Below are 23,384 nucleotides of genomic sequence, written 5' to 3' on the forward strand. Positions count from 1 at the left end.
GAAGGACCCGAGTAGCCTGGCGAGACAAATTGCCCCTAGGGCTCAAGCCGCAATACGGTGATTTTGCGCATCGTACGTTCAGGTCTGGGGCGTCTTCGTGAAATATCCAGGCTATTGTCCCGCGGGCTCCAGCCGGGCGAGGACGCCGTTCCTGGCGTCGGTCAGGACATAGACGTAGCCGTCGGGACCCGTGCGTACGTCCCGGATTCGCCCCAGGTCCCCCTTCAGCATGCGCTCTTCTTCGATCACCTGCTCTCCCCGCAGCCTGAGCCGCACCAGGGTCTGGTGCTTGAGCGCTCCCACGAACAAGTCTCCTCGCCAGCGGGGGAACTTGTCGCCGGTGTAAAACGCCATGCCCGAGGGCGCGATGGAGGGCACCCAGTAGTGGATCGGCTGGGCCATGCCGGGTTTGTGGGTGCCTTCGCCGATCCTGGTGCCGATGCCGTATTCGACTCCGTAGGTGATGATCGGCCAGCCGTAGTTCACGCCAGCGCGGATGACGTTCACCTCGTCGCCCCCCTGGGGTCCGTGCTCATGGGTCCACAGCTCGCCGGTTCGGGGATGGAGCGCCGCCCCCTGCACGTTGCGGTTGCCCAGGGAATAGATCTCGGGCCGGGCCCCCGGCCGGCCCACGAAGGGATTGTCCTTCGGCACCCGACCGTCCTCGGTGAGCCGCACGATCTTGCCGGCTAGGTCGTCGAGCCGCTGGGCCCGCTCCATCTCGCCCCGGTCCCCTAGGGTAATGTAGAGGTGGCCTTCCCGGTCGAACACCAGGCGCGAGCCGAAGTGGCGCCCGCCCCCCGATTTGGGCGTCTGGCGGAAGATCACCTCCACGTTCTCCAGGCGGTGGCCGTTGAGCCGCCCCCGCGCCACTTCCGTGCCGATACCTCCGTCGCCCCGGGCGGAGTAGGAGAGATAGACGAGGCCGTTGTCGGCGAAGCGGGGGTGCAGGGCCACGTCCAGCAGTCCCCCCTGGCCGTAGGCTGCCACCGTGGGCACCCCGTCGACGGGCAGGGGATCCAGGGTGCCGTCCGGCGCGACCAGGCGCAGCCGGCCGGGGCGCTCGGTCACCAGGAAGCGGCCGTCGGGGAGAAAGGCGAGCCCCCAGGGATGGTCGAGCCCGCGGGCGAGGGTGACCACCCGGAACGAATGGGCCTGGGAATGATGAACGTCGTCCGCGCCGGCGATTTGGGCGCAGAAGAGGGCGGCAGCGAGGAGGAGGCAGCCTATGGAACGAATCATGCTTTCTCCCTGATGAGCAGGACGAAACCGGCACAACCGGTTGGTGGGCGCAAAGCGAACCGAGTTCCAAAGTGCCGAAATTCGTAAGTCCCGACCGGTGCGGTCAGCCGACGGCGCGGCGGTTCGTTAAGCTTAAAGTCTCGATTTGGCGAAAAGGAGGGTGTACGTGGAGAAAAGAGGCGCAATGAAGGGTCGCGGGGCCGCGGCGGTCCTGCTGGCGGCCGTGCTGGCGGGGGTGGCGCCTTCACCGGCCTGGGCGGACCCACCCCCCTGGGCCCCGGCCCACGGATGGCGCAAGAAGCACGATCCTTACTACGTGGGCTATTCCGGCCACAAGTGGCCCCGGGATTACGGCATCCTCTCGGGCCGCTGCAACCGGGAGGCCATCGGCGCCGTGCTGGGGGGCACGGTGGGCGCGGTGGTGGGCTCCCAGGTGGGCAAGGGCGAAAGCAAGGTGGCCGCCATCATCATCGGGGGCGTGCTGGGCGCGGTGATCGGGGCGAGCATCGGCCGGGAAATGGACCGGGAGGACCGGGCCTGCTTCGGCCACGCCTTGGAGCTGGCGGCGGACCGCCAGACCGTCACCTGGAGCAACCCCCAGGGCGTCACCTACGCCGTGACGCCCCTCAAGGGCTTCACCCACGAGGGCCGCAAGTGCCGGGAGTACGAGAGCGTGGTCACGGTGGAAGGCAGGAAGGAGAGGGTGCGCGGCAAAGCATGCCAGGTGGGTGAGGGGGAATGGCAGGTGATCGGCTGAACCCGCCATCCCCTCTTCCAGCGAAAAGCCCGGCTCCGCGCCGGGCTTTTTTGGTCCTGTCCCATGGGGAGACGGCGAGCGTCGCCGCCGATACGAAGCTCTAAAACGCTCGTGGAACCCTGGGTGCCGCGATCCGCCTTTTTCTTCCTCAGCGGGCGGCCCCCGCGTGGTGCTCTATGAAACGCCGCAGCACACCCCGCAGGGCCTCGGCGCGCCGGACGTCGCCGCTCGCCTCGGCCTGCTGGATGTCCTCGACGATCATGGCCCTGATGAGGTGTTCCCCTTCCGGGGTCTGGGCCAGGTGGTTGCCCAGCTCCAGGGCGGCGATTTCCGGGATGTGCTCGTGCTCCGCGATGGCGAGGATTTCCTCTTCGGTGAGCTCCGAAAAACCGAGGCAGTCCTGGAACGAGATCATGACACCTTCCGGGGAATGGGCCGATCCAGAGGGTGGGGACTTCGCGGAAACGCCAGCCGCCCCATGGCAGCCTAATGCAAGAGCCGGTTGCTGAGCGATCACTTACGCGCTCCCGCACTTCCGGTCGTCGTTTTTCCGGCCAGGGAGCCCGGTCCGGGCATAGAATGCCCCCACGGGCGAGCGCGCCCCGCTGCCGCATACGTCGATGCTGACCGCCGCCTACCGCTGGGTGGACCGCAACCTCCTCTCTTTGGGCCGGGAGATGCGGCTCTCCTACCTGCCGCCCCTGATGGTGTACATGGCGGCGGGAATCTCCGGCCTCACGGACATCGTGGGCGCCTTCTTCGTCAAGGATTACCTGGGGCTTTCCGCCGCGTTTCTGGCCGCCCTCGGGTTCTGGGTCAACATTCCCTGGGCCCTCAAGATGCCCCTGGGACACCTGGTGGACCTGGTGTGGCGCTGGAAGAGCGCCCTCGTTTACCTGGGAGCGACCCTCATCGCGGCGAGCCTCCTCATCATGGTGGGGCTGATCGGCCATCGGGAGGCCCTGGTCGCCCTCATACCGGCGGAGGCGTGGTACGTGCTTTCCGCGCTCCTCGCTCCCGTGGGTTATGTGCTCCAGGACGCGGTGGCGGACGCCATGACGGTAGAGGCGGTGCCGCGGGTAGACCCGGACGGACGGCCCATCGACCCGGCTACTCGCAAGGGCATGCACACCACCATGCAGACCCTGGGGAGGGTGGCCATCATCGGCGGCGCCGTGCTGGTGGCAATGGTCAACCTGTACGTGTTCTCCGGCACCCAGGCCCTGCCCATGGAAGCCAAGGCGCAGATCTATTACCGCGTCTACCTGATGGCCCTGGCGATTCCCGCCATTTCGGTGGCGGGCGTGGTGATCCATTCAGTGCGCAAGCGCCGCGACCTGCGGCGGCTCACGGCCCAGGGCTACGGCAGGGAAGCGGCGGAGGAGCTGGTGCTGGGGCCCGTCGCGCGCCCGGCCCCCAACGGGTGGATCCTGGGCGGAGGCTGCGCCTTCGTCGCCTTCACCGTGGGGCTGGGCCTGAGCGATGTGCCCTACAACCAGGAGCTGATCTTCGCTGGTTCCCTCGCCATCGTCCTGTTCCTCATCGCCAGGCTCACCCGGGAGCTCGATCCCTATGCGCGCGCCACCTTGATCGGCACGGCGGTCGTGATCTTCGCCTTCCGCGCGGTGCCGACGCCGGGCGCCGGGCTCACCTGGTGGATGATCGACGAGCTGGGCTTCGACGAGCATTTCCTGTCCGTGCTTTCCCTGATCGGCAGCACCCTCACCCTGGCGGGCATGTTCATCTTCCGCCGCTTCATGGCGGAGCGCTCCATCGGCTACGTGGTGGGTTTCCTCACCATCGCCGGGACGCTCCTGGCGCTGCCCATCGTCGGCATGTACTATGGACTGCACCGGTGGACCGCCGCCGTGACCGGTGGCCTCGTGGACGCCCGCTTCATCGCCCTGGTGAACACCGCCCTGGAATCGCCCCTGGGGCAGATCGCCATGATTCCGATGCTCGCCTGGATCGCCAACTCGGCGCCCGCCAACCTGAAGGCCACCTATTTCGCCGTCATGGCCTCGTTCACCAACCTGGCCCTCTCGGCGGCCCAGCTTGGTACCAAGTACCTCAATCAGGTTTTCGTCGTCACCCGGGAGGTGCGCGATCCCGCCACCGGGGCGGTCCTGGTCCCCGCTGACTACAGCGAGCTGGGAATGCTCCTCGTCACCCAGACCTTGATCGGCCTGGCGTTGCCTTTCGCCGCCCTCGCCCTCGCCCGGCTGGCCCGGTGGCGCACCGGGTAGGTGTTTTTCCGACAGGCGCCGGCGGCGGTGCAAATGTTTGACACGGCAGCGGGAGTCGGCTAAAAAGGCGGCGTGTTCGCTGCAAGGTTTGCACCACCGGTTGGCGGTTCGCAGTCTTGTAGGTCCGACATGGGAACGCGGTTACGGCCGCGGGTTTGGTTTGTTTTTTTGGAAAGGATTGTGTAATGGCCACCGGTACGGTGAAATGGTTCAACGAGGCGAAGGGCTACGGTTTCATCACCCCCGACGGGGGCGGTGAAGATCTTTTCGTCCACTTCTCCGCGATCCAGGGCAAGGGCTTCAAGACCCTGAAAGAAGGGCAAAAGGTATCCTTTGACGTGACCCAAGGCCCCAAGGGCAAGCAGGCGTCCAACGTCAATCCCGCCTGACGACGCAACCGTTCGAACGCATCAAACCCCGGCATGATCGTGCCGGGGTTTTTGTTTCTTGGAAGACTTAACACCCCGTGGTTTCGGTCTGCCGCCTCCAGGGTCAGAACCCTAGCGAAACGCCGGGGCTCACTTCCGCCCTCCGGCGGGCGGCCGGCGAGGTGGAGCAGGGGCCCCATCGGCACGATGGGGATGCGACCCGAGTCCGGACGCAAAGGGCCGCCGGCCGCTACAGCTCCCCACCGGGGGGCTCGCGTCCGCCGCCTCTTCGACCGCCTTCTCTCGCGGAGCCCGTGGGTGGTGGTGCTTCGGTCGAGCGTTTGGGTGTCGGCGGGCTTTTCGGGCGCTCGCTTGCCGTTGATCCCCGCCTTCGGCGTGGGCCCTCACCGGGGGGCTCGCGTCCGCCGCCTCTTCGACCGCCTTCTATGGCGAAGCGCATGGGGAATGGAGCTCCGGTCGAACGCTTTCGCGTCGGCGGCTTTTCGGGCGCTCGCTTGCCGTTGATCCCCGCCTTCGGCGCGGGCCCTCACCGGGGGGCTCGCGTCCGTCCCGTCCGTCCCTTAGGACGCGCCTCATGGACTCTCAGGGGGCGGCCGTGCAGCTCTTTGCCGTTGAGGCTCCGGATCGCCGCGAGGGCGTGTTGCTTGCCGGGCATTTCGATGAAGCCGAAGCCGCGGGAGGCGCCCGTGAACAGCTCCCGCATCACCTGGGCGGATCTCACGTCACCGAAGGCCTTGAACAATTCGGTCAGCTCCGCCTCGGTGGCTTGGGGTGGCAGGTTGCCTACAAAGATATTCATCCGGAATTCCTCCTCGGTTTGAGTTGGATGGAGACCGATCAGGCTTCGCTTCGGGACGAGGCGTTGAGCAGCGCGGGGGTTGGCCGGGTGCTGCGCCCCGCGCGGCGTCTCCTTTCGGCCGGCATCGCAGAAGCGGCGCCGGAGCCCGATGGCGGGTGGGCATGGGAGACAAACGGGCTTTTGCCACTCCCATGGGCCGCCCCATGAACGCCGGCGTGACTTCGTGCCCGGCCGCGGCTCGCGGTTGCGCGGGTGCCCCGAGGGTCACTGCCTGGGCGCTCACCGCGGAAGCCCGCTACAGCGTGGTGCGGGTGAGCGCCGGCGGCCGATTCGCTGCTGGCGGATCCAGCGCGAGAGTCTCGGCGAGCCTCGAAGCTCGGCACTCGATGGCGCTCCAGGCGGCGGTTGAGCAGCTTCTCGATGGCGCCGAGGAGGGGTTGCTCGCCCGGAGTCATGAGGGAAACGGCTTCGCCGCTCGCGCCCGCTCGGCCGGTGCGGCCGATGCGGTGCACGTAATCCTCGGCCACCTGGGGCAGGTCGTAGTTCACCACGTGGGGCAGGGCTTCGATGTCCAGGCCGCGGGCGGCGATGTCAGTCGCCACGAGTATGCGTATCTGCCCGTCTTTGAACCGCTGCAGCGCCCGCGTCCGCTGGGGCTGGCTCTTGTCGCCGTGGATCGCCTCGGCCTGGATCCCGTCCCGGCTGAGCTGCTGGGCCAGCCGGTTGGCGCCGTGCTTGGTCCGGGTGAACACCAGCGCCTGGCGCCAGTTGCCGGAAGCGATCAGGTGGGCCAGGAGCGCCCGCTTGTGCTCGACGGACACCGGGTACACCCGCTGAGCGATCTGTTCGGCCTCGGCGTTGCGCCGTGCGACTTCCACTAGCGCCGGCGCGTGCAGAAGTCCGCCGGCCAGCTTGCGGATCTCATCGGTGAAAGTGGCGGAGAAAAGCAGGTTCTGCCGCTTCGAAGGCAACAGGGCCAGGATGCGGCGGATGTCGCGGATGAAACCCATGTCCAGCATGCGGTCGGCTTCGTCCAGCACCAGGATTTCTACCCGGGACAGGTTCACCGTTTTCTGCTGCACGTGATCCAGCAGCCGGCCCGGGGTGGCCACCAGGATGTCCGCGCCCTGGCGCAGCGCCTGGACCTGAGGGTTCAGGTTGACGCCGCCATGGATGAGCGTGCAGCGCAGCGGGATGTATTTTCCGTAGGTGCGCACGCTCCCTTCCACCTGCGCCGCCAGCTCGCGGGTGGGCGTGAGGATCAGCGCCCGCACGGGATGGCGGGCCGGTGAGGTGGAGCCGTTGGCGGCGGGGGCCAAGCGCTGGAGCAGGGGAAGGGTGAAGCCGGCGGTCTTGCCGGTGCCGGTCTGGGCGGCGGCGAGCACGTCCCTGCCCTCGAGAATGAGCGGAATGGCCTGGATCTGGATCGGTGTGGGCGCCGTGTAGCCCTGTTCCTCCACCGCGCGGAGGAGCTCAGCCTGCAGGCCGAGCTGTGCGAACGATCGGGACAAAAGGATCTCCTGGGATCGGCCTGCTGCGGCTTCACGCCGTCAGAACCGGTTCAGGCAGATGCGCTGTTGCGTTGATGGAATTCGAGGGAGTTCGAAGAACAACCGCGAGGAGATTGCGACGCTGACCGGATGAACTGGCGCCGAATCCTGGCCGGCATTATACACGGTTTGCGCCGGCGCGCGGCGCTTCCCGCCGGCGGCCTCCGAGGGCGAGGAAACCGCGTCAGGCCAGCCGCTGCCCAATGAAGACGGCGCTCAGGCCCATGACCAGGCCCGCCGCGAACAGCAGCACCCATTCCCCGTGGCGGTCCCAGGCGGTGAGACGCCTGGGACCTGGATCCAGCCTGAGCTCGCGGCTGCGGCGCAGGTAGCAGGTGGAGACTAGCAGCATCAGCGCGCCGAACAGGATGGTCCCGGACCAGACGAGAAAGGCCGCTTCGGTGCCGACCCGGGAGAGATCGGGCCGTTCGGTCATCAACACGTAGGCGAGGGTGGCGTAGCCCCAGGCGAGGGGATGCATGCAGCGGGCATAGGTCGGAAGCCGCCGGGCCGCCAGCGCTTCCACTTGGGCCGCGAAGGATGGCACCCGGGAGTCCCGGGTTCCCTCGACGATTCCGTAGCCGCCGTGAAAGCGCAGGCGGGCGGTAGGAGCGGCCGTACCGGCCAAGGCCAATTCCAGCGTCAGGCCCTCAAGGGAGGGGCTCGCAGACGCCTTCAGCGCTTCCGGCCCGCTCAGACGCCGGTCCCCCTGATGCCAGGTGGCCGAGAAGCCGTGTTCCTCCGCCAAGCGATGGATTTCTTCCAGTCCTTGCCCGTCCACCTGGAACGCCGGAAAGCGGCGCCGGTACGAAGCGGCCGAAGGTGCTGGGGCGAAGGAGCGGGCTTGCAGGGTTGCCATGGAAGGGGCCTTGTCGAATCTCCGGATACGGGAGAGGGGATTGCGGGGTCACCTGCGGAACTCTGCGACAAAATCGACCCACGCCTCTTGGGCCGAGCAATCAGCGTGCCGCCCTGCGGAATCAACGGCTTGAAGGGTTCGCCCGGCGGGAGTGTAAAGCCCGCCGACTGGGCCTTGGCGTTTCAGGAACGGCTTCGGCCGGCGCCGATCCCCTCGAAGGGCGCGCTCGGGGCCGATGCCGGGCTCGCCGCCTGGGCCGGGCGGCGCGAAGCTCCCCGCCCTTTCCGGGTCGACGGGTCCGGGCGGTTTTCTACCCGGACCAGGTTGAACTGGCGGGTGAGGCCGGAAACTTCCAGCAGCCGGGTGACCTCCGGCGCGCAATCGAGCACCCACAAATCACCCTGGCTCGCCCGCCGGCGCAGGTACAGCAGCAGTCGTAGCTCGTTTTCGTCCACGGCGGTCAGGTTGCGCAGGACGATGACCACCGCCTTCCACCAGATCCGGGGAATCCGGTTATAGGCTTCGACGCATTCGTTCCAGGAGTCAGAATCGATCTGGTCCTTGAACTCGACGACGACCGGCTCGATGTCGTTGCCCACTTGGATGCGCATCGACATGACACCCTCGCTTTCTGCCGCCTGGCCGCGGCGATCCCCTTTTTCTTTATAGCCCAGTTCGGGATCGGCTGCTGGAACGGAAGTCCTTGATATTACGACCGACGCTCAAAGTGCCGGCGCGGGCAATCGGAGGCCGCGGACCGCCTCGAGGGATTCGGCGCTCAGGGTGATGATGTTGAAGCGCTGACGGAACGTCGGCGAGTCGAACAGGCGTAGCAGGTCCGGATGGCAATCCTCCAGGCACAACTCGCAGTCGGTCGCCTGGACGCTGAGGTAGGCCAGCCATTGCAGGGATGGTTCCAGGGCCCTTTTGTCCTGGAAGTGGCGCAGCACTACGATGAGGGGCCCTTTCCACCAGCCGGTGGAAACCCGGTTGAGCGCCTCCGCCAGCTCCAGCTCGAAGGCGCTTCCGCCCTTGCGCCCATCCAGCTCGATGACGATCGGCTCGCTGCGGCACAGCCTCTGGTCGAAATGCATGATCTATCCTCCTTCCTGCCGGGCCAACCCGCGTTTCGAGGCAGACGGCGCGGGCGCCGCTTCCGGCGAGATGGCTCACGAACGAGATACGAGCCAGAACCGTGCCAGAGACTTTGGCGGGCGCGGTTCCGAGCCGGACCGGGTATTTCCTAACGGATTGGACCGAAGACAGGGGCGAGATCCGCTCCTGCCTGGATGCTTTCGGAAAAATGGGCCGACAAAACGCCTGCTGCGATGTCGGCCGGATTTACAAATGGCGGTAATATTCCGGCATGCATCACGAAGTCAGGAATTAAATCTCTGATCCGTCTGTAAAGGTTCGGCTTGGCATGAAGGCTGCATTTTTTAATTTCGGCGACGTCTCTCGAAAGACGCGAGATGACGGTCAAAAGAGGCGACTATGGCAACGGGCTTCGGGCGCATCGCGCGATCGGTGGCGATCGCATGCTTTGCCCTGTATACGGCAACGGCCGGCGCGGCGATCACCAGTCTCTTCGTCTTTGGCGACAGCCTGGCGGATGCGGGCAACAACGCGGTTGTGTTCGATAGCCCGGCGCCGCCGGACATGCCCCGCACAGCCACGCCCATTCCGGACCCGAGCTTTATCCCCACGTTTCCCTACGCCTCGGACCGCTATTCGAACGGGCCGGTCTGGGTGGAGCAGCTCGCGGCGAGCCTGGGCCTGAGCGCCCAAGCCTCGCTTCTAGGCGGAACCAACTTTGCCTTCGGCGGCGCGCGCACCGGTCCCCTCGGCTCCTCTTTCCCGTTCAGCTTGCTCGATCAGATCGGCTTCTTCCTCGCCGGGACCGGCGGAATCGCGCCGTCCAGCGCCCTGTACGTGATCGTGGGCGGCGGCAACGACGCGCGGGATGCGTTCGAGATCGCAGCCGGCGGGGGCGATCCCACGGTGCTCATTTCGGACTACGCGGATAACATCGGATCCATCCTGACCCAGCTCGAGACGGCCGGTGCGCGGAAGTTCCTGCTCGCCAACGTGCCCGACATCGGCAAGTCGCCGGCGATCCGGGCGCTCGACGCCATGTTTCCCGGCGTGGCGACGCTTGCCACGGGGCTCGCCATGGCGATGAACCTGGCGCTCGCGGCGGAACTGACCACCCTGCCGGCGGACCTCCTGGGCGGCGTGCGCTTCCTGGACCTCTTCGGTCTGGTGAATGCCGTCGTCAGCGAACCCGGCGCCTTCGGCATTACCGATGTCACGTCGGCCTGCGCGGCGAGCCTCGCATGCATCGCCGACCCGAGCGGTACCTTCTTCTGGGACGGCATCCATCCCACGACGGCGGGCCACGCCGCCTTGGCGCACGCGGCCCTCGCCGTGATTCCCGAGCCTTCGACCGCGGTCCTCGCCGCGGTCGCGCTGGCGCCGCTCGCGCTACGCCGCCGCGGACGGACGCAGGCTTTCTGCCCGCACAGGTACCGGAACAGGGAGCGTGACCGGGATCAGGCCGTCGGCTCCCGCGCTTTCTGCCTGCACGCTATTGGCCGAGCACCTGAAGCAGTTCCGGAGAAAAGTTCTTCTTCTGCGCGGCATTGAAGCTGACGACGGCCGCCTGCCAGCGTTCCCATTCGGGGGAACCTTCCTGCAGCGCGAACAGCTTCATGCCCTTTTCCTGGGCGACGCCCAGAAACTGCTGGTAGCTCTGGATCATGAAGTTCTGGGCGGCGTTGCGCGCCTGCGCCGCCGCCTGCAGGATGATCTCCTGCTGCTCCTTGGAGAGGCTCTTGAACCGCTTGAGATTCATCACGTAGCCGTGGATGTAGGTGCCGAGCACGCCGTTACTGGCCATGACGTGTTTCGCGACTTCGTAGTGCTTGAGCCCCACCATGCCCTGGAGCCCGCCCACCGCCCCGTCCACCGTGCCCCGCTGGAGCGCCTGGTACACCTCGCCCACGGAAAGCACCACGGGGGACGCGCCCAGGGACTGGAGCAGCTCCGCGTGACCCTTGGATGTGGCCCGGATCTTCCTGCCTTTCAGGTCCTCCGGCCCGCGCAGCTCGAAGTTGGTGGAAACCACCGGCGGCCCGATGTCGAAGATGCACAGGATCTTGGCGCCGTTCTTCTGAAACTCCCGGTCGAACCAGTCGAAAATCGGATTTCCTGGAACGAGCCGCTCCCGCGTCCCTTGCATGGAGAGGGGCCAGAAGGGCATGGTCGTCACCGACACGTCGGGAATGCGCCCGGCCCAGCTATCCAGCGTGGTGAGGGCGATGTCCACCGTGCCGGTGGGCACGGCGTTGGGCACGAAGTTCTGCTTCACCATCTGGTCGTCGGGGAAGTATTTGAACTTGATCGCCCCGTTGGTCCTCTTTTCCACCGCCTCCATGAACGGCTGGGTGAACAGCTTCACCTGGGGGTGGCTGGAGGTGCCCCACGTCGCGAGGGAAAGCGTTTCGGCGGAAGCGCTCAAGGAAGCCGCCGCCAGCGCTGCGGCAGTCATAAAGCTCTTAAGCTTGGGTGTCATCCTCGCTCCTCCTCTCTAGGGTTTGCTCACTTGCGCTTCAGCAATTCGATGACTTTGCGCTGCGGATCGACCCGCACCCAGTCGCCGGTCTTGATGCACTCCCCCGGCGGGCGCGACCAGCCCTCGGTGATGGTCATGTGGGCGAACACGGCGCCCTGCACCATCACCGGATTGGTGATGCCGAAGACCAGCGCCTTGGGGGCGATGCCCTTGTGCTTGATGTCGTAGAAGGCCCAGCCGGCGGCGATGCCGCCCTTGGCGGTGGGAAAGAAGCAGATCTTGTCCTTGATCAGGGTCCCCTCCAGCTTGTGGCCGGGCTTGGTGATCACCCCGCTCCAGCGGTCCAGGTCGTAGCGAGGGCTGAACCCCTCCTCCGACACCACCGCCTCCCCTTCCACCACCTCGCCGAAGGCGCGGTTGACTCGAATCGTTTCCAGCACTTCGCTCATCGGATCCTCCCGGTCACGGCGATATCGACGCAATCCTGGGTGCGGCGCAGGATGGTGTTGAAGCGATGGGCGCCGATGATGTTCACGATCTTCGCCGAGTTGGAAATCATATTGGTCCAGCCGTTGCGCTCACGGAGCTGGGACAGGTTCTGCAGGATGTAGAAACACACGCCCTCCATGAGGGTAACGCCAGCCGCCTCCAGTTTTTGCACATAGCCCAGCTTGCGCGCGGCCGAGAGCACGCCGTTGCTCGAGGTCACGAACACCTGGGTCCCAGGATGCACCTTCTTGCCGTCGAAGCGCTCCGACAGGTCCTTGACTTCCCACAGGGAGAGCTGGGGACCAGAGAACACGATCAGGTCGCAGCGCCCGTCCTTGAGATCGTAGGATTGATACAGACGCTCCAGATCCGCGTTAGTGATGGTCATCACCGTGTGGGGCTTGTTGCCGCCCAAGGCCGCTTCCACGCTCGGCGCCTCCGGCGTAACCCCCACCATGTGGAACATGCCCATGGAACCGTAGCTCGCCAGGGCACAGCCCAGGTGCTTAAGCTCGTCGGCCACCGGGGTGCGCTTGAGCCCCGTGAACACCGGCACCTCGAAGTAATTCTGGTGCGGCTCGCCCACCAGCTTGCCGACGGCGCCCCAGTCGGCCAGGTCGTCCAAGTCCGCTTCCAGGTTCACAATGAAGGTGCCCTTGCGGTGGGCGTCGAGATGGAATCCATACTCCGGCACCCGCCGGGTGAGGGCGGCGGCCAAGGCCGCGGGCCCGCTCTCGAAGTTGGTGCGCGCCCCGAGCACCGAGTTGGCGTAGATCACGGTGCCGGTGTCACCCCAGGCCACGTGCTCGCCCAGGTGGGGCTGATACAGGGTCTGATAGTTGATGCAGGTGTCGGTGGTGGTGACGTTCATGCCGCGCAGCAGCCCGATCAGCTCCCGCTCCTCGGCCACCGCCTTGGGATCCTGCTGAAGCTTCTCTGTGAAGTCGAAATCAATGCAGCGGGCGTTGGTCGTGACGTTCACTGCGCAGCGTGCCTTCTTCTCTGCAGTGCACCTGAGCCAAGACAGGCCCCCTTCGCCCATCACCTCGATGTCGCCCATCATGTGCACGTTGGTTACTGGAACGAAGCGTCTTGCTCCGAAGAACTCACCCACCCGAATCTGGTATTCGAGCGCTTCCTTGACCGCGACGCCCAGGTCGCCGCGGAGCATGGCCCGCTCTTCAGCGGTCAATTGCATGGTGCTCACCTCCTATCGCTTGCGTTTGCGTTGAGAGACTGTCGCCGGTCCGCGGGGCGGTGGGACCACTTCCTGGATCTTGCGGGTGATGGCGAAGGGTCCGTGGACGCTCAGGCTGAACCGGTAGCTCTCGGGCCGGATGCTGAAGCGGGAGCATTCCAGCATCGCCCCTTCGACGGAGTAGGACACCCGCTCCATGACCAGCACTGGGCTGTTCGCCGGCAGCTCCAGCAGCTTCGCCTCCTCGGGTTCCGCCGTCCGGGCGAGGATGCTCACCTCGGCCCGGGTGACGCGCAGGCCCAGCAGCTCCTCCAGGATGGAGTAGATCGGGTTGCGGCTCGCCTCGTCCCAGGACACCCGCGCCGCCGCCGGCGGAAGCCACGCCCTCGCCAGCGCGAACGGATGACCATGCAGGGAATACACCCGCTGGAGGAACATCGCCTCGCGTCCGGCGGCGCCGAGGGCCAGCTCGATCGGCGCGGGCGCCTGCACCGGCTCGAACTTGAGGAGCCGCGTCTGCGGCGTGTGGCCCTTGTTGACAAGGGCGTCGTAAAAGCCCCGCAGGTCCTGTAGCTCGTGGCGCACCACCGGGGCCCCGACAAACGTTCCCTTGCCTTGCTTGGCCGACACCAGCCCCTGGCGCGCGAGCAGGGCGAGCGCCTGCCGCACGGTAACGCGGGAGACACCGAAGCGCGTCATCAAGGCAGGCTCCGAGGGCAGGCGCTCGAAAGGCTTGTAGCGGCCCTCGGCGATGTCCCGCGCCAGGCGGTCGGCGATCTGGACGTAGAGGGCGATGCTGCTCTCGCGTTCGATTTTCATGGGCAGACTACTCCCTTACCGCCCCTTAACAGCGACAAGCAAAGCGTCGCGAGCGGCCCGAGTGCGCGACAAAGCAATCGGGACGCGCAGCAGCTTTGCTAGCGTCCTATCATGTGCTGGGGCAGCCATAACGAGAGCGCCGGAAAGTAATACACCACGTACAGCATCCCGAGCTGGATTAGCAGGAACGGCGCCGCTCCCTTGGCCAGGTTCCACAGGGGTATGCGCGACACGCCGTGGATGGTGTACAGGTTGATGCCGACGGGCGGGCTGATCTGGGCGATCTCCATGGCGATGCAGGCGAAGACCCCGAAGGTGATCGGGTCCATGCCCACGTGCATGGCGATCGGGAAGAAGATGGGGATCGAGATCAGGAGCATCGCCGCGCTCTCGAGGAACATCCCGAGCACCAGGTACACCAGTATCATGAGCGTCACCGTGACGAAGGGCCCGGCGTCGTAGGCGGTGATCCACCCGGCGATGGTCTGGGGCACCTGCTCGAAGGTGAGGAAATGGGCGAAGTACTGGCCGAAAACCACCAGCATGAGCAGCATGCAGGTGGTCCGGGTGGCGGTGGAGCTCGCGTCCAGGAACCGGCGCCAGGTGAGCCGGCGCTGCACGAAGCCGAGCAGCAGCACGTACACGGCGGAGAGTGCCCCCACCTCGGTGGGCGTGAACAGCCCCGTGTAGATGGCGGCGATGATGACGATGGGCAGCAGCAGGATGCCGATGCCCCTGCGGGCCGCCTCCCGGCGCTGGCCGGGGCTGGGGGTATGCCTGACCACGATCCGCGGCCGGCTCGCCAGCACCACGTACAGCATGAAGAGGGACATCATCAGGATGCCCGGCAGGATGCCGGCGATGAACAGCTTGCCGATCGAGGTCTCGGTGATGACCCCGTACAGGATGAACGGGATGCTGGGCGGAATGATGATGCCGAGGGTCCCGCCCCCGGCGCAGAAGCCACCCGCCTGGGCTTGGGAATAGCGCTCCTGCAGCAGCAGGGGAATGGCGACGATGCCCACCGTGGCGGCGGTGGCGATGCTGGAGCCGCTGATGGCGGCGAAGACCCCGCAGGCGAGGATGGTGGCCGCGCCGAGGGAGTTCGGCACGTTGCCCACCCAGGCCTTGGCGAAGTCGAAGAGATCCCGCCCCGCCTCGATCTTCTCCACCAGCACGCCGGTGAAGATGAACAGCGGAATCGCCACCAGCTCGAAGATGGATGCGCTCTGCCAGACGATGTCGCCGAAGCTGGCGATCGCCAGGTCTATCCCCTTCACCATGACGAAGCCGATGAACGCCGCGAGCCCCATGGAGATGAACACGGGGATCGACAGCAGCATGAAGAGGAAGAGCAGGGTGATGGCGATCAGCCCGGCGGATTCCACGCCCGTCTCTCCTCACTCGAATTCCATGGCCTCCGCCGGCGCCTGGCGCAGCACCAGCATGGCGAGCGCCTGGAGCACCAGCGCCAGCCCGCCCAGGGGGATCATCATCTGGGGCAGGTAAAGGGGGACGTTGAAGATGGAGGCGGAGCGGATCCCGTTCACGAAGGAGTAGTGGGTCAGCATGCCGCCCGCCACCAGGATTACCAGGCCGAAGGCGAGGGTAGCGGCGAGGGCCAGGTCGTCCAGCAGGCGCTTCCAGCGGGGAAAGAGGGAGAATATGAGCTGGACGCGGAAATGGTTGCCCTGCCTGAGGGCGAAGGCGTTGGCGAGGAACGAGCCGGTGATGAGAGCGTACTGGCTCACCTCGAACACCCAGGTCGTGGGCGCGCCTGCCTTGCGGGCCAGGGCGTCGTAGAAGATGGGAAAGGCGAGCACGGCGATCACCGCCACCGCCGCCACGCTCATCGCCTGGCCGATGCGCTCCAACCGCCGCGCCAGCCCGTGCATGGACCTCCTCCTGATTCGGGCGCAAGCGCATCGGCCTCGCCCAACTTATATTAAGACGTATTAAGTCATAAAAGAGCGAGCCTGGCAAGGGGTGGGCATTGGCGCTCGGGATGTTCGCGGAAGGGAGATGCATCGGCGGCGCGGGGTTGAGTTTCCGGTCAAGGTTTGACGAACCATTGACCGCCATCACAGCTGCAGGGTGGCCTTGTCGCAGCGTTTGCCAGTTTCGTAGGGTGCGCCTTGGCGCACCGCTCGGGCGCCTCCGGGCGTGGCGTCGGTGCGTTTTGCCTGCCTGCCGCGACCCATGCGGCGCAGGCAGGCTTCGCTCTACGCATGCTGCCTGTTGTGGGATTGGGAAGGGGAGCGGGCCTGAGGAGGAGGCCAAGCATCGCCCTGCGGATCAAGCCCGAAGCCCGATCCGCATCAACCGGAGGAACGGGTGAATCACTCTCCGATGATCTTCACCAGCACCCGCTTTCTGCGCTGCCCGTCGAACTCGCCGTAGAAGATCTGCTCCCAGGTGCCCAGGTCCAGCTTCCCGCCGGTGACCGCCACCACCACCTCCCGCCCCATGATCTGGCGCTTGAGGTGGGAGTCGGCGTTGTCCTCGCCGGTATCGTTGTGGCGCCACTGGCTCACTGGCTCGTGGGGCGCGAGGCCTTCCAGCCAGCGGGTGAAGTCGGCGTGCAGCCCCGTCTCGTCGTCGTTGATGAACACCGATGAGGTGATGTGCATGGAATTGACCAGGCACAGCCCCTCCTGGATGCCGCTTTCCCGCAGCGCTTGGGCGACCTGGGGCGTGATGTTGACGAAGTCCGTGCGCGTCGGGGTATTGAACCAGAGTTCCTTGCGATAGGATTTCATGGACCGATTCCTAAGTTTCAGGCGAACCGCTGACTCCCTCCGGATGGAAGCCGATGGGACGCGCCGCCGATGTTAGCTGGCAGCGCGGGCGGGCTCAACGGGCGTCCCGGGGCAAGAACCCGGAGGCGTTTTACGAGGCCCTGGTTCAGCGGGTGATCGAAGCGGTGGAAAAGAGCCGGATCCCCCGCGCCCAGTACGGCACCATGCTGATCGACGAAGGCCACGACTTCCAGCCGGAGTGGCTCCAGCTCGTGGTCCAGATGGTGGACCCGGAAACCAACGCGTTTCTGCTGCTCTACGACGACGCCCAGTCGATCTACCACAAGGGTAAGCGGCGCAATCAGCCTGGCGGGCGCCGGCATTCGGGCCCGGGGGCGCACCACCATTCTCAGGCTCGACTACCGCAACACCGGGGAGATCCTGGCGGTGGCCTACGAATCCGCCCGGGACGTGCTTGCGCCGGAAGAGGCGGAAGAGGACGGCATTCCCCTGATGGAACCTTCCAGCGCCGGACGCCACGGCTCGCCTCCGGAGCTCGCCAAGCTGCCTAGCCTCAAGGCCGAAGCCAACTTCATCGCCCATCGGCTTCAGGCGCCGCACCGCCGCGGCCGGGCGTGGAAAGACGTGGCCGTGATCTATCGCTCACACTTCATCGGCGAGGAGATCACCCAGCGACTGCGCGCGGCGACGCTTCCGGTGGAGTGGCTGAACGGCAACCGGCGCAACCGCAACTTCCATCCGGCCGAGGACAGCGTCAAGGTCATGACCATGCATTCGAGCAAGGGACTGGAGTTTCCGGTAGGGGCGATCCCTGGCGTCGGCTTCAGGCCCTGCAGGGAGCAGGACCCCAAGGAGGAAGCGCGGCTCCTCTACGTGGCCATGACCCGGGCGATGGACGAGCTCCTCATCACCTGGCATCAGGAATCCGCGTTCGTGGCGAAGCTCGGTCAAGCCCGGGCTAGGCTGGCGGCCTAAGGGTCCCTCACTCCCACTCCCCTCCTTTCCTTTGCGAAGGGAAAAGCCAGGCTGCTTGCGTGCTTTTGCCAGGCTTCTTAAAGTTCACCGGAAGAAACTTGTCGCGATGCGGCTTCCGGTCAGAAAACCAGGTCCATCCGGGTTTGCCATGAGTCGCGGTTTGCGCTATGAAGCTTCTGCAGAGGGAGGGCTGTCATGCGCGATATACTGATCTTTACGGGCGGATTCTGGGGCTCGCCCGCGCCGTGGTTTGTGGGACATGTTGACCTCGATGTGGCGAAAGGGCGGGTGGATATTTGGCTGGAACATGAGCCTGGGGTAGCCGGCCGTGTCCCCGAGGTCAGCGCGAGCTGCCTGTCGCGATCACGCCGAGGAGCGGGTGTGGCGGCACCTGGATACCTGCCAGTTTGGCACTTAAGTGCATGCGCGCATTGCGCGGGTGGAGTGCCCGGAGCACGTCGTGGTGCAGGTGAGCGTGCCGTGGGCGGGTGCGCGCTCGCGTTTTATGCTTCTAATGGAGCGCTAGGCGATCGATGTGCTCAAGCAGTGTGCCACCATTGAAGGGGCTCGTGCGCTGCTGCGGCTCTCTTGGGACGAGCTGTGGGGCATCATGAGCCGGGCGGTGGCGCGGGGACGGACGCGCAAGCGCCCGCGCGCGATGCCGGTGATCGGGGTGGACGAGAAGGCGTTTAAGAAGGGGCACGCCTACATGACCGTTGCCTGCGATGCGCAGGAAGGCTCGATCGAATATGTCGCCCAGGAGCGCACCTGGACAATATCGTGATCTACTGCCCACATCGTGTGACCAACGCCGTGGCTGAAGGATTGAACAGCAAAATCATGGCGATCAAACGACGGGGTTGTGGATATCGCAATCCCGAACAAGACCGCCATTTACTTCTTCTGTGGTGTCCTGGACCTTTACTCACGCTAAACCCGGAAGAACCTGATTTAAATAACCCCGATGACGATAGCCCTTGGCGCCGGCGGCGCGAACGCCGCTACGGCCTGAAGCGATGGCTGACGCTCCTTTCTGGAAATTCCGCCGCATGCAGCCGGGGGAGATGAACATCGACCCGATCGAGAGCGAGTTCTTCTCCACCGAAGCCCTCGGCAGCCTGGCGGACGCTCTGGTGCGGGAGGCGATCCAGAATTCCCTCGACGCCCGCTCGCCGGGCGAGCCGGTGCGCGTACGGATCGCCTTTTCTCCGCCGGGCGCGTGGCTCCAGGGCGAGCGCGCGGCCCGCTATTTCGCGGGTCTGTGGCGGCACCTCGCCGCCGACAGGAGCGGCCTTGCCCGGCTTCCTTCGCCCGAAGAGCCGGTGGGCTTCCTGGTGGTGGAGGACTACGGCACCCGGGGCCTGCAGGGCGATCCCCGGCAGAGCGAGGATGAGGAGATCGGCCCCGGCGGCGCGCGCAACGATTTCTACTATTTCTGGCGCAATGTGGGCCGCTCGCGCAAGCAGTGGTCGGAGCTGGGCCGCTGGGGGCTCGGCAAGACCGTTTTTCCGGCGGCTTCGCGGATCAACAGCTTTTTCGCTCTCACGGTCCGCCGCGACGACGGACGCCGGCTGCTCATGGGCCAGTCGGTGCTGAGGATTCACAAGCTGGACGGCGCGCGCTATTACCCCTACGGCTATTTCGGCCGGTTCCAGGACGACTTCGCCCTGCCGGTGGAAGAGGCGGGCGTACTTGGCGCGTTCTGCCATGACTTCGCCATAAAGCGCGGTGACGAGCCGGGGCTCTCGGTGGTGATTCCCTATCCCGATCCCGATCTCAAGCCCGAGGCCATCCTGCCCTCCGTCGTCAGGCATTATTTTCTGCCCATCCTGGCGGGCGACCTGGTGGTGGAAGTGGCCCACGACCGGCGCACCGAGGTGCTGGATGCCCGCTCGGTGCTGCGCCTGGCGGAAAGCACGGGCTGGGCGGAGGGCCCGCGGCTCCAGTCCCTCATCGAGCTGGCCCGCTGGGGGCTCGACCTGCCCGAGGCGCGCTACGTGCGGTTGCCCGAGCCGCCCCCGGAGGCCGCCCCGCGCTGGGCGGGGGATGCCTCGGTGGACGCGGCCCTTGCCCCTTTGCGCGCGGCGTTCAACGACGGCCGGCGGGTCGCGGTGAGGGTGCCGGTGTGGGTCAAGCCGGCGGACGGGGAGGGCGCCCTGGCGAGCTTCGAGGTGTTCCTGGAACGGGACGATGCCCTCTCCGGCGCCGAGGAGCACTTCGTGCGGGACGGCATCACCGTGGCGGGGGTGCGCAGCGGGCTGCAGGGCGGGGTGCGGGCCATCGTCTGCGTGCGCGACCGGCGGCTCTCGGCGTTGCTGGGCGATTCGGAGAACCCGGCGCACACCGAGTGGCAGGAGCGCTCGCCCCGCTTCAAGGAGCGCTATCGTCACGGGCCCTTCACGCTGCGCTACGTGAAAAGTGCGCCGCGGGAGATCGTGCGCAGCCTCACCCGCCCGGCCCAAGGGCGCGATTTCCATCTGCTGCGGCACCTTTTCTTCCTCGAGGTTCCCACCGAAGAGACGGTGGTCACCAAGGACAAGCGCAAAGAAGAACGGATCGGCGTGGACGGTACCGCCGGGGACGGGCAGGTGGAGACCGTGGCGAAGGACCGGTTTTTCCAGTTGCAGAAGCTGCGGGGTGGTTTCCGCTTAACCGGCGCGCCCGGGGCCGGGGCCGTGCCGCGTTTCGTGGAAGTGGTGGCGGCCTACGAAGTCCGGCGCGGCAACCCCTTTTCCCTCTACGAGCCGTTCGACTTCGAGGTGGACCGTCCGCCCATCGACGTCCAGACGCGCGGCGCGCAGGCCGTGCGCCGGGAGCGTAATCGGGTGGTGGTGCGAATCGACGATCCCGGGTTCCAGGTGACGATGAAGGGGTTCGATCCGCGCCGCGACGTCCGGGTGAAGGTGCTGCGGCTCGAGGAGGCGCCGTGATCCGACGCCTCAACTACACCGGGCGCCGACGCATTCCCCGCTCCCACGTGACGGTGCGGCTCGTGCCGGCTGAAGACGGCGGATGGGCGTTCGACGCCGAGTTTGACCTGTCGGGATTCGGGTTTCCCTCCGCGTCCCGGGTGTTCATCGAGGCTTACAACGCCACGTCCTACATGCGCTTTCCCTTCGGCACGGTGGGCGAGCCGCTGATCCCGCCCGACCGGCGGCTCACCGATATCACCCCGACGCCCTTGCCCAAGTTCCGCCTGAAGGTGGTGGGCAGCGGGACGCGCAAGGGCCTGCTGCTGGCGGTGGCCGACAAGCTGGTGCCCCTGCGACCGGAGGAGGACCTGAGGCACAAGCAGTCCTTGTTGCCGGTGGTGTTTACGGACTTGGGAGAGCAGGTCTGGCGGCTGGACGTTTCCGACTGGCCGACGCTGGAGTTGAACCGCCGCATTGCCGACCTGGGGGAAGCCGCCCGCTCCGGAGATTCGTTCCTGGCGCTGGTGTATCCGGAGGTGGTACGCAGAATTCTGCACGAGATCGTGTTCGTGGAGGAGGTCACCGATCCGGACTGGGACGAAAGCGACTGGACCAGCCTGTGGCTGCGCTACGTATGCGCCCTGCCCGGCGTGGACACTCCGCCGGAGGGCAGCGGCGAAGAGGCGCGCCTGCGGCAGGAGGAATGGATCGACAAGGCGGTGCAGGCGTTCTGCCGGGCGCGGGGGGTGCGGGCGCGGTTCGAGCGCGCGGTGGCCAAGGCGAGCGGGTGATGGCGGAGCTGGCGCGGGCGCTCAGCAACCCGGGAATCGAGCGCTTTCGCGCGTATCTCGCCGAGCTGCGGGCCGGCGCGGCCGCGCCGCCGCCGGAAGCGCTCCTCACCGATCCGCGCTACTCCACCGAGCTTTCCGCCGAGGTGCGGGTCGAGCGCAAGCTCTTCGCCAGCCGCTGGGGCGCCGGCGAATACCTGTGGAACCGGTTGCAGCCGCTGCCGCAAGAGGAGATCGAAGCCAACCGGGGATTGTGGGCGTGGCTTTCCCTCTATTACTTCGATCAGGTGTGCCCGCATAGGCCCGACGGCTCCCGCAAGCCGGGACAGGATTATCGCCACGTGCCGGACTTCAGCTTCCGCACCCGCTACCGGCACCTGCTGTATGGTCCCTACGCGGTCTATCGGCGGCACCGGGGATACGCGATCCTGGTGCTTTCCGGTCCCCTGCACCGGGAGCAGCGTATCTACCGGGAAATCACCAGCCGCATCGACCTGATCGCGAGCCGGGGCGTGCTGGAAGCGTTGAACGCCCTCTATCTCGACCGCTCCTGGGGAATTCCAAAACGCGGCGCCCAGGCGGCCATTCCCAGGCCTGGCACCGTGCTGCGCTTCGTGCGGGTGCTGCAGCAGCTCGATGTGACCTACGACGTCTACGGCATGGCCGGGGACGAGATCCTCGAGCTTCTGCCCCCGGAATTCGACGAGTGGCGGGGAACAGGGGACAGTCCTATCCTGGACGCAGTGGCACCACGGCCCGCGATCGAATCCGAACGGGGCTGAGACAAGACGGTCGTTGCGGCGAAAAGAGAGGTGCCCGGGTCTTACCGTGTCATTTGCACTCATCGGTTTTTCCTCCCGATCAATCCGCCCCGCGGGCGCTTGGCATCGCTGCACGGGTGCGACAACCGGAGCTCATGAGGGAAAGGTGTCCACCTGAAAGCCAGCGGTGTTCGTCGACTCCCCTGTCCTGCCGCGTTTGCGCTGCGGGGGATGCTTGGGTTTAGCCCTGGCAAGGTGGCACAATAAGCCCCAAGCCCCCGCGCCGGGTTTCCGGTGGCAAGAGGAATAGAAGAAGAGCACCGGGGCCGAGATCCGAGACTCGTCTGTCGGCCGGCGTGTCGAGTCCGGGACGCAACCTCTATGGCCTCGGTCGTGCCCGCGCACGACTTCAGAGGTTCTTTACACCAGGGATCGTTTACGCCCATGAGAAACACGATCTGGTGGTTGACTCTGCTCGCTGCGTTGGCCGTCGTCATTGCGCTCTTCTATCCCTGGGGGGAAAAGAAGGTGCCGCAGGTTCAGCAGCCCAGTCCAGCGGCACCTCCGGCACCAGCGCCGACGCCTCGAGCCGAGGCGGAACCGCCCATCCGACATCCCATCGAACGCGCACTACCTTCCGGGGAGGAAGCGCCGCCGCAGCCGTCCCTGCCGCCCCTCAAAGAGAGCGATGGCGCGTTGCGGGAATCTCTGGCTGGTCTGTTGGGAACGAAACCGCTCGCGGATCTCTTTTATCTCACGGACATCGTGCGGCGCATCGTCGCCACGGTGGACAACCTGCCGCGAAAGCGAGTGGCTTCGCGCCTACTGCCGGTGAAGCCCCCCGCAGGGCAGTTCCTGGCGGCGCAGCAGGGCGACCGGTTGACGATCGGCGCTCAAAATCACCGGCGCTACGCGCCTTACGTGCGGCTCGCGGAGGCGGTAGACACCAAGAAGCTCGCGGCGGTGTACGTCCACTTCTACCCCTTGTTCCAGCAGGCCTACGAGGACCTGGGATATCCCGGCAAATACTTCAACGACCGCCTGATCGAGGTGATCGACCACCTGCTCGCGACGCCGGAGCCGAAGGAACCGATCGTCCTGGTACAGCCCCACGTGCTCTACCAGTTCGCCGACCCCAAGCTGGAGGAGCTGTCGGCAGGCCAGAAAATCCTCCTGCGCATGGGCCGCGACAACGCCCTCGTCGTCAAGGCGAAGCTGCGGGAGATCTGGCGGCAGTTGACCGGCCAGGAACTGCCCCGCTGAAAAC

26 protein-coding genes are annotated in these 23,384 nt (G+C 66.2%); 12 read left to right on the forward strand and 14 right to left on the reverse strand.

Features of this window, described 5'->3' with window-relative positions:
- Window positions 1-111: 111 nt before the first annotated feature.
- Window positions 112-1,242 (reverse strand): PQQ-dependent sugar dehydrogenase, encoded by a 1,131-nt coding sequence (locus ACTFO6_RS07770; protein WP_439933883.1) that lies wholly within the window; start codon window positions 1,240-1,242, stop codon window positions 112-114.
- Between the two features lie 184 nt (window positions 1,243-1,426).
- On the opposite strand from ACTFO6_RS07770, the gene ACTFO6_RS07775 reads away from it, so the two are divergent.
- Window positions 1,427-1,999 carry an RT0821/Lpp0805 family surface protein gene (locus ACTFO6_RS07775; protein ID WP_439933884.1) on the forward strand — a complete coding sequence of 191 codons (573 nt, stop codon included), beginning with the start codon at window positions 1,427-1,429 and terminating at the stop codon, window positions 1,997-1,999.
- 148 nt (window positions 2,000-2,147) lie between these two features.
- Here the strand turns inward: ACTFO6_RS07775 and ACTFO6_RS07780 are convergent, their stop codons facing one another.
- The gene (locus ACTFO6_RS07780) at window positions 2,148-2,414 is read right to left on the reverse strand and encodes a hypothetical protein (RefSeq protein ID WP_439933885.1); all 267 of its coding nucleotides are present in this window, start codon (window positions 2,412-2,414) and stop codon (window positions 2,148-2,150) included.
- A 205-nt stretch (window positions 2,415-2,619) separates the two neighbouring features.
- Here ACTFO6_RS07780 and ACTFO6_RS07785 point away from each other — a divergent pair, with 205 nt between their 5' ends.
- Together ACTFO6_RS07785 and ACTFO6_RS07790 are read left to right on the forward strand one after the other, a co-directional pair.
- Window positions 2,620-4,245, forward strand: a complete 1,626-nt coding sequence (locus tag ACTFO6_RS07785; RefSeq protein ID WP_439933886.1) for a hypothetical protein — start codon at window positions 2,620-2,622, stop codon at window positions 4,243-4,245.
- 185 nt (window positions 4,246-4,430) lie between these two features.
- A complete protein-coding gene (locus ACTFO6_RS07790) occupies window positions 4,431-4,634 on the forward strand; it encodes a cold-shock protein (RefSeq protein WP_333843018.1) in 204 nt (67 codons plus the stop codon).
- 526 nt (window positions 4,635-5,160) lie between these two features.
- Here ACTFO6_RS07790 and ACTFO6_RS07795 read toward each other — a convergent pair.
- From ACTFO6_RS07795 to ACTFO6_RS07815, 5 genes are all read right to left on the reverse strand, one after another.
- Complete coding sequence (locus ACTFO6_RS07795; RefSeq protein WP_439933887.1) at window positions 5,161-5,433, reverse strand: RNA recognition motif domain-containing protein; 273 nt, start codon at window positions 5,431-5,433, stop codon at window positions 5,161-5,163.
- 38 nt (window positions 5,434-5,471) lie between these two features.
- Window positions 5,472-6,944 carry a DEAD/DEAH box helicase gene (locus ACTFO6_RS07800; RefSeq protein WP_439933888.1) on the reverse strand — a complete coding sequence of 491 codons (1,473 nt, stop codon included), beginning with the start codon at window positions 6,942-6,944 and terminating at the stop codon, window positions 5,472-5,474.
- A gap of 223 nt (window positions 6,945-7,167) precedes the next feature.
- Window positions 7,168-7,842 (reverse strand): hypothetical protein, encoded by a 675-nt coding sequence (locus ACTFO6_RS07805; RefSeq protein WP_439933889.1) that lies wholly within the window; start codon window positions 7,840-7,842, stop codon window positions 7,168-7,170.
- 182 nt (window positions 7,843-8,024) lie between these two features.
- Window positions 8,025-8,459: an STAS domain-containing protein gene (locus ACTFO6_RS07810; protein ID WP_439933890.1), complete on the reverse strand. Its 435-nt coding sequence runs from the start codon at window positions 8,457-8,459 to the stop codon at window positions 8,025-8,027.
- A gap of 105 nt (window positions 8,460-8,564) precedes the next feature.
- A complete protein-coding gene (locus tag ACTFO6_RS07815) occupies window positions 8,565-8,936 on the reverse strand; it encodes a hypothetical protein (RefSeq protein ID WP_439933891.1) in 372 nt (123 codons plus the stop codon).
- A 400-nt stretch (window positions 8,937-9,336) separates the two neighbouring features.
- Here ACTFO6_RS07815 and ACTFO6_RS07820 point away from each other — a divergent pair, with 400 nt between their 5' ends.
- Complete coding sequence (locus tag ACTFO6_RS07820; protein WP_439933892.1) at window positions 9,337-10,488, forward strand: SGNH/GDSL hydrolase family protein; 1,152 nt, start codon at window positions 9,337-9,339, stop codon at window positions 10,486-10,488.
- Here ACTFO6_RS07820 and ACTFO6_RS07825 read toward each other — a convergent pair.
- The 7 genes from ACTFO6_RS07825 to ACTFO6_RS07855 all read right to left on the reverse strand — a co-directional run bounded on the left by ACTFO6_RS07825 (window position 10,430) and on the right by ACTFO6_RS07855 (window position 16,681).
- Window positions 10,430-11,416: a TRAP transporter substrate-binding protein gene (locus tag ACTFO6_RS07825; protein WP_439933893.1), complete on the reverse strand. Its 987-nt coding sequence runs from the start codon at window positions 11,414-11,416 to the stop codon at window positions 10,430-10,432. The genes ACTFO6_RS07820 and ACTFO6_RS07825 overlap by 59 nt on opposite strands.
- Window positions 11,417-11,442: 26 nt before the next feature.
- Window positions 11,443-11,865 (reverse strand): aconitase X swivel domain-containing protein, encoded by a 423-nt coding sequence (locus ACTFO6_RS07830; protein WP_439933894.1) that lies wholly within the window; start codon window positions 11,863-11,865, stop codon window positions 11,443-11,445.
- Window positions 11,862-13,103 carry an aconitase X gene (locus ACTFO6_RS07835; RefSeq protein WP_439933895.1) on the reverse strand — a complete coding sequence of 414 codons (1,242 nt, stop codon included), beginning with the start codon at window positions 13,101-13,103 and terminating at the stop codon, window positions 11,862-11,864. The genes ACTFO6_RS07830 and ACTFO6_RS07835 overlap by 4 nt, the downstream gene beginning before the upstream one ends.
- A 12-nt stretch (window positions 13,104-13,115) precedes the next feature.
- On the reverse strand, window positions 13,116-13,922 hold the full coding sequence (locus ACTFO6_RS07840) for a GntR family transcriptional regulator (RefSeq protein ID WP_439933896.1): 807 nt from the start codon (window positions 13,920-13,922) through the stop codon (window positions 13,116-13,118).
- A 98-nt stretch (window positions 13,923-14,020) separates the two neighbouring features.
- A complete protein-coding gene (locus ACTFO6_RS07845; RefSeq protein WP_439933897.1) occupies window positions 14,021-15,310 on the reverse strand; it encodes a TRAP transporter large permease in 1,290 nt (429 codons plus the stop codon).
- A gap of 12 nt (window positions 15,311-15,322) precedes the next feature.
- Window positions 15,323-15,817, reverse strand: coding sequence for a TRAP transporter small permease subunit (locus ACTFO6_RS07850; protein ID WP_439933898.1), 495 nt, complete (start codon window positions 15,815-15,817; stop codon window positions 15,323-15,325).
- Between the two features lie 444 nt (window positions 15,818-16,261).
- A complete protein-coding gene (locus ACTFO6_RS07855; RefSeq protein ID WP_439933899.1) occupies window positions 16,262-16,681 on the reverse strand; it encodes a secondary thiamine-phosphate synthase enzyme YjbQ in 420 nt (139 codons plus the stop codon).
- Between the two features lie 53 nt (window positions 16,682-16,734).
- Here ACTFO6_RS07855 and ACTFO6_RS07860 point away from each other — a divergent pair, with 53 nt between their 5' ends.
- The 8 genes from ACTFO6_RS07860 (at window position 16,735) to ACTFO6_RS07895 (ending at window position 23,380) form a co-directional block, all read left to right on the forward strand.
- Window positions 16,735-17,232 carry a hypothetical protein gene (locus ACTFO6_RS07860; protein ID WP_439933900.1) on the forward strand — a complete coding sequence of 166 codons (498 nt, stop codon included), beginning with the start codon at window positions 16,735-16,737 and terminating at the stop codon, window positions 17,230-17,232.
- 217 nt (window positions 17,233-17,449) lie between these two features.
- Window positions 17,450-17,656: a 3'-5' exonuclease gene (locus ACTFO6_RS07865; protein WP_439933960.1), complete on the forward strand. Its 207-nt coding sequence runs from the start codon at window positions 17,450-17,452 to the stop codon at window positions 17,654-17,656.
- Window positions 17,657-18,191: 535 nt separating this feature from the next.
- Window positions 18,192-18,440 carry a hypothetical protein gene (locus tag ACTFO6_RS07870; RefSeq protein ID WP_439933901.1) on the forward strand — a complete coding sequence of 83 codons (249 nt, stop codon included), beginning with the start codon at window positions 18,192-18,194 and terminating at the stop codon, window positions 18,438-18,440.
- Window positions 18,441-18,469: 29 nt separating this feature from the next.
- Complete coding sequence (locus ACTFO6_RS07875) at window positions 18,470-18,724, forward strand: hypothetical protein (protein ID WP_439933961.1); 255 nt, start codon at window positions 18,470-18,472, stop codon at window positions 18,722-18,724.
- A complete protein-coding gene (locus tag ACTFO6_RS07880) occupies window positions 18,673-20,586 on the forward strand; it encodes a hypothetical protein (RefSeq protein ID WP_439933902.1) in 1,914 nt (637 codons plus the stop codon). Before ACTFO6_RS07875 ends, ACTFO6_RS07880 begins: the two co-directional genes overlap by 52 nt.
- Window positions 20,583-21,359 carry a hypothetical protein gene (locus tag ACTFO6_RS07885; RefSeq protein WP_439933903.1) on the forward strand — a complete coding sequence of 259 codons (777 nt, stop codon included), beginning with the start codon at window positions 20,583-20,585 and terminating at the stop codon, window positions 21,357-21,359. The genes ACTFO6_RS07880 and ACTFO6_RS07885 overlap by 4 nt, the downstream gene beginning before the upstream one ends.
- Complete coding sequence (locus tag ACTFO6_RS07890) at window positions 21,359-22,138, forward strand: hypothetical protein (protein WP_439933904.1); 780 nt, start codon at window positions 21,359-21,361, stop codon at window positions 22,136-22,138. Before ACTFO6_RS07885 ends, ACTFO6_RS07890 begins: the two co-directional genes overlap by 1 nt.
- Window positions 22,139-22,561: 423 nt before the next feature.
- On the forward strand, window positions 22,562-23,380 hold the full coding sequence (locus tag ACTFO6_RS07895; protein WP_439933905.1) for a DUF3014 domain-containing protein: 819 nt from the start codon (window positions 22,562-22,564) through the stop codon (window positions 23,378-23,380).
- Window positions 23,381-23,384 lie beyond the last annotated feature (4 nt).

Source organism: Pelomicrobium sp. G1 (genome assembly GCF_051905455.1).
Lineage (GTDB): Bacteria > Pseudomonadota > Gammaproteobacteria > Burkholderiales > UBA6910 > Pelomicrobium.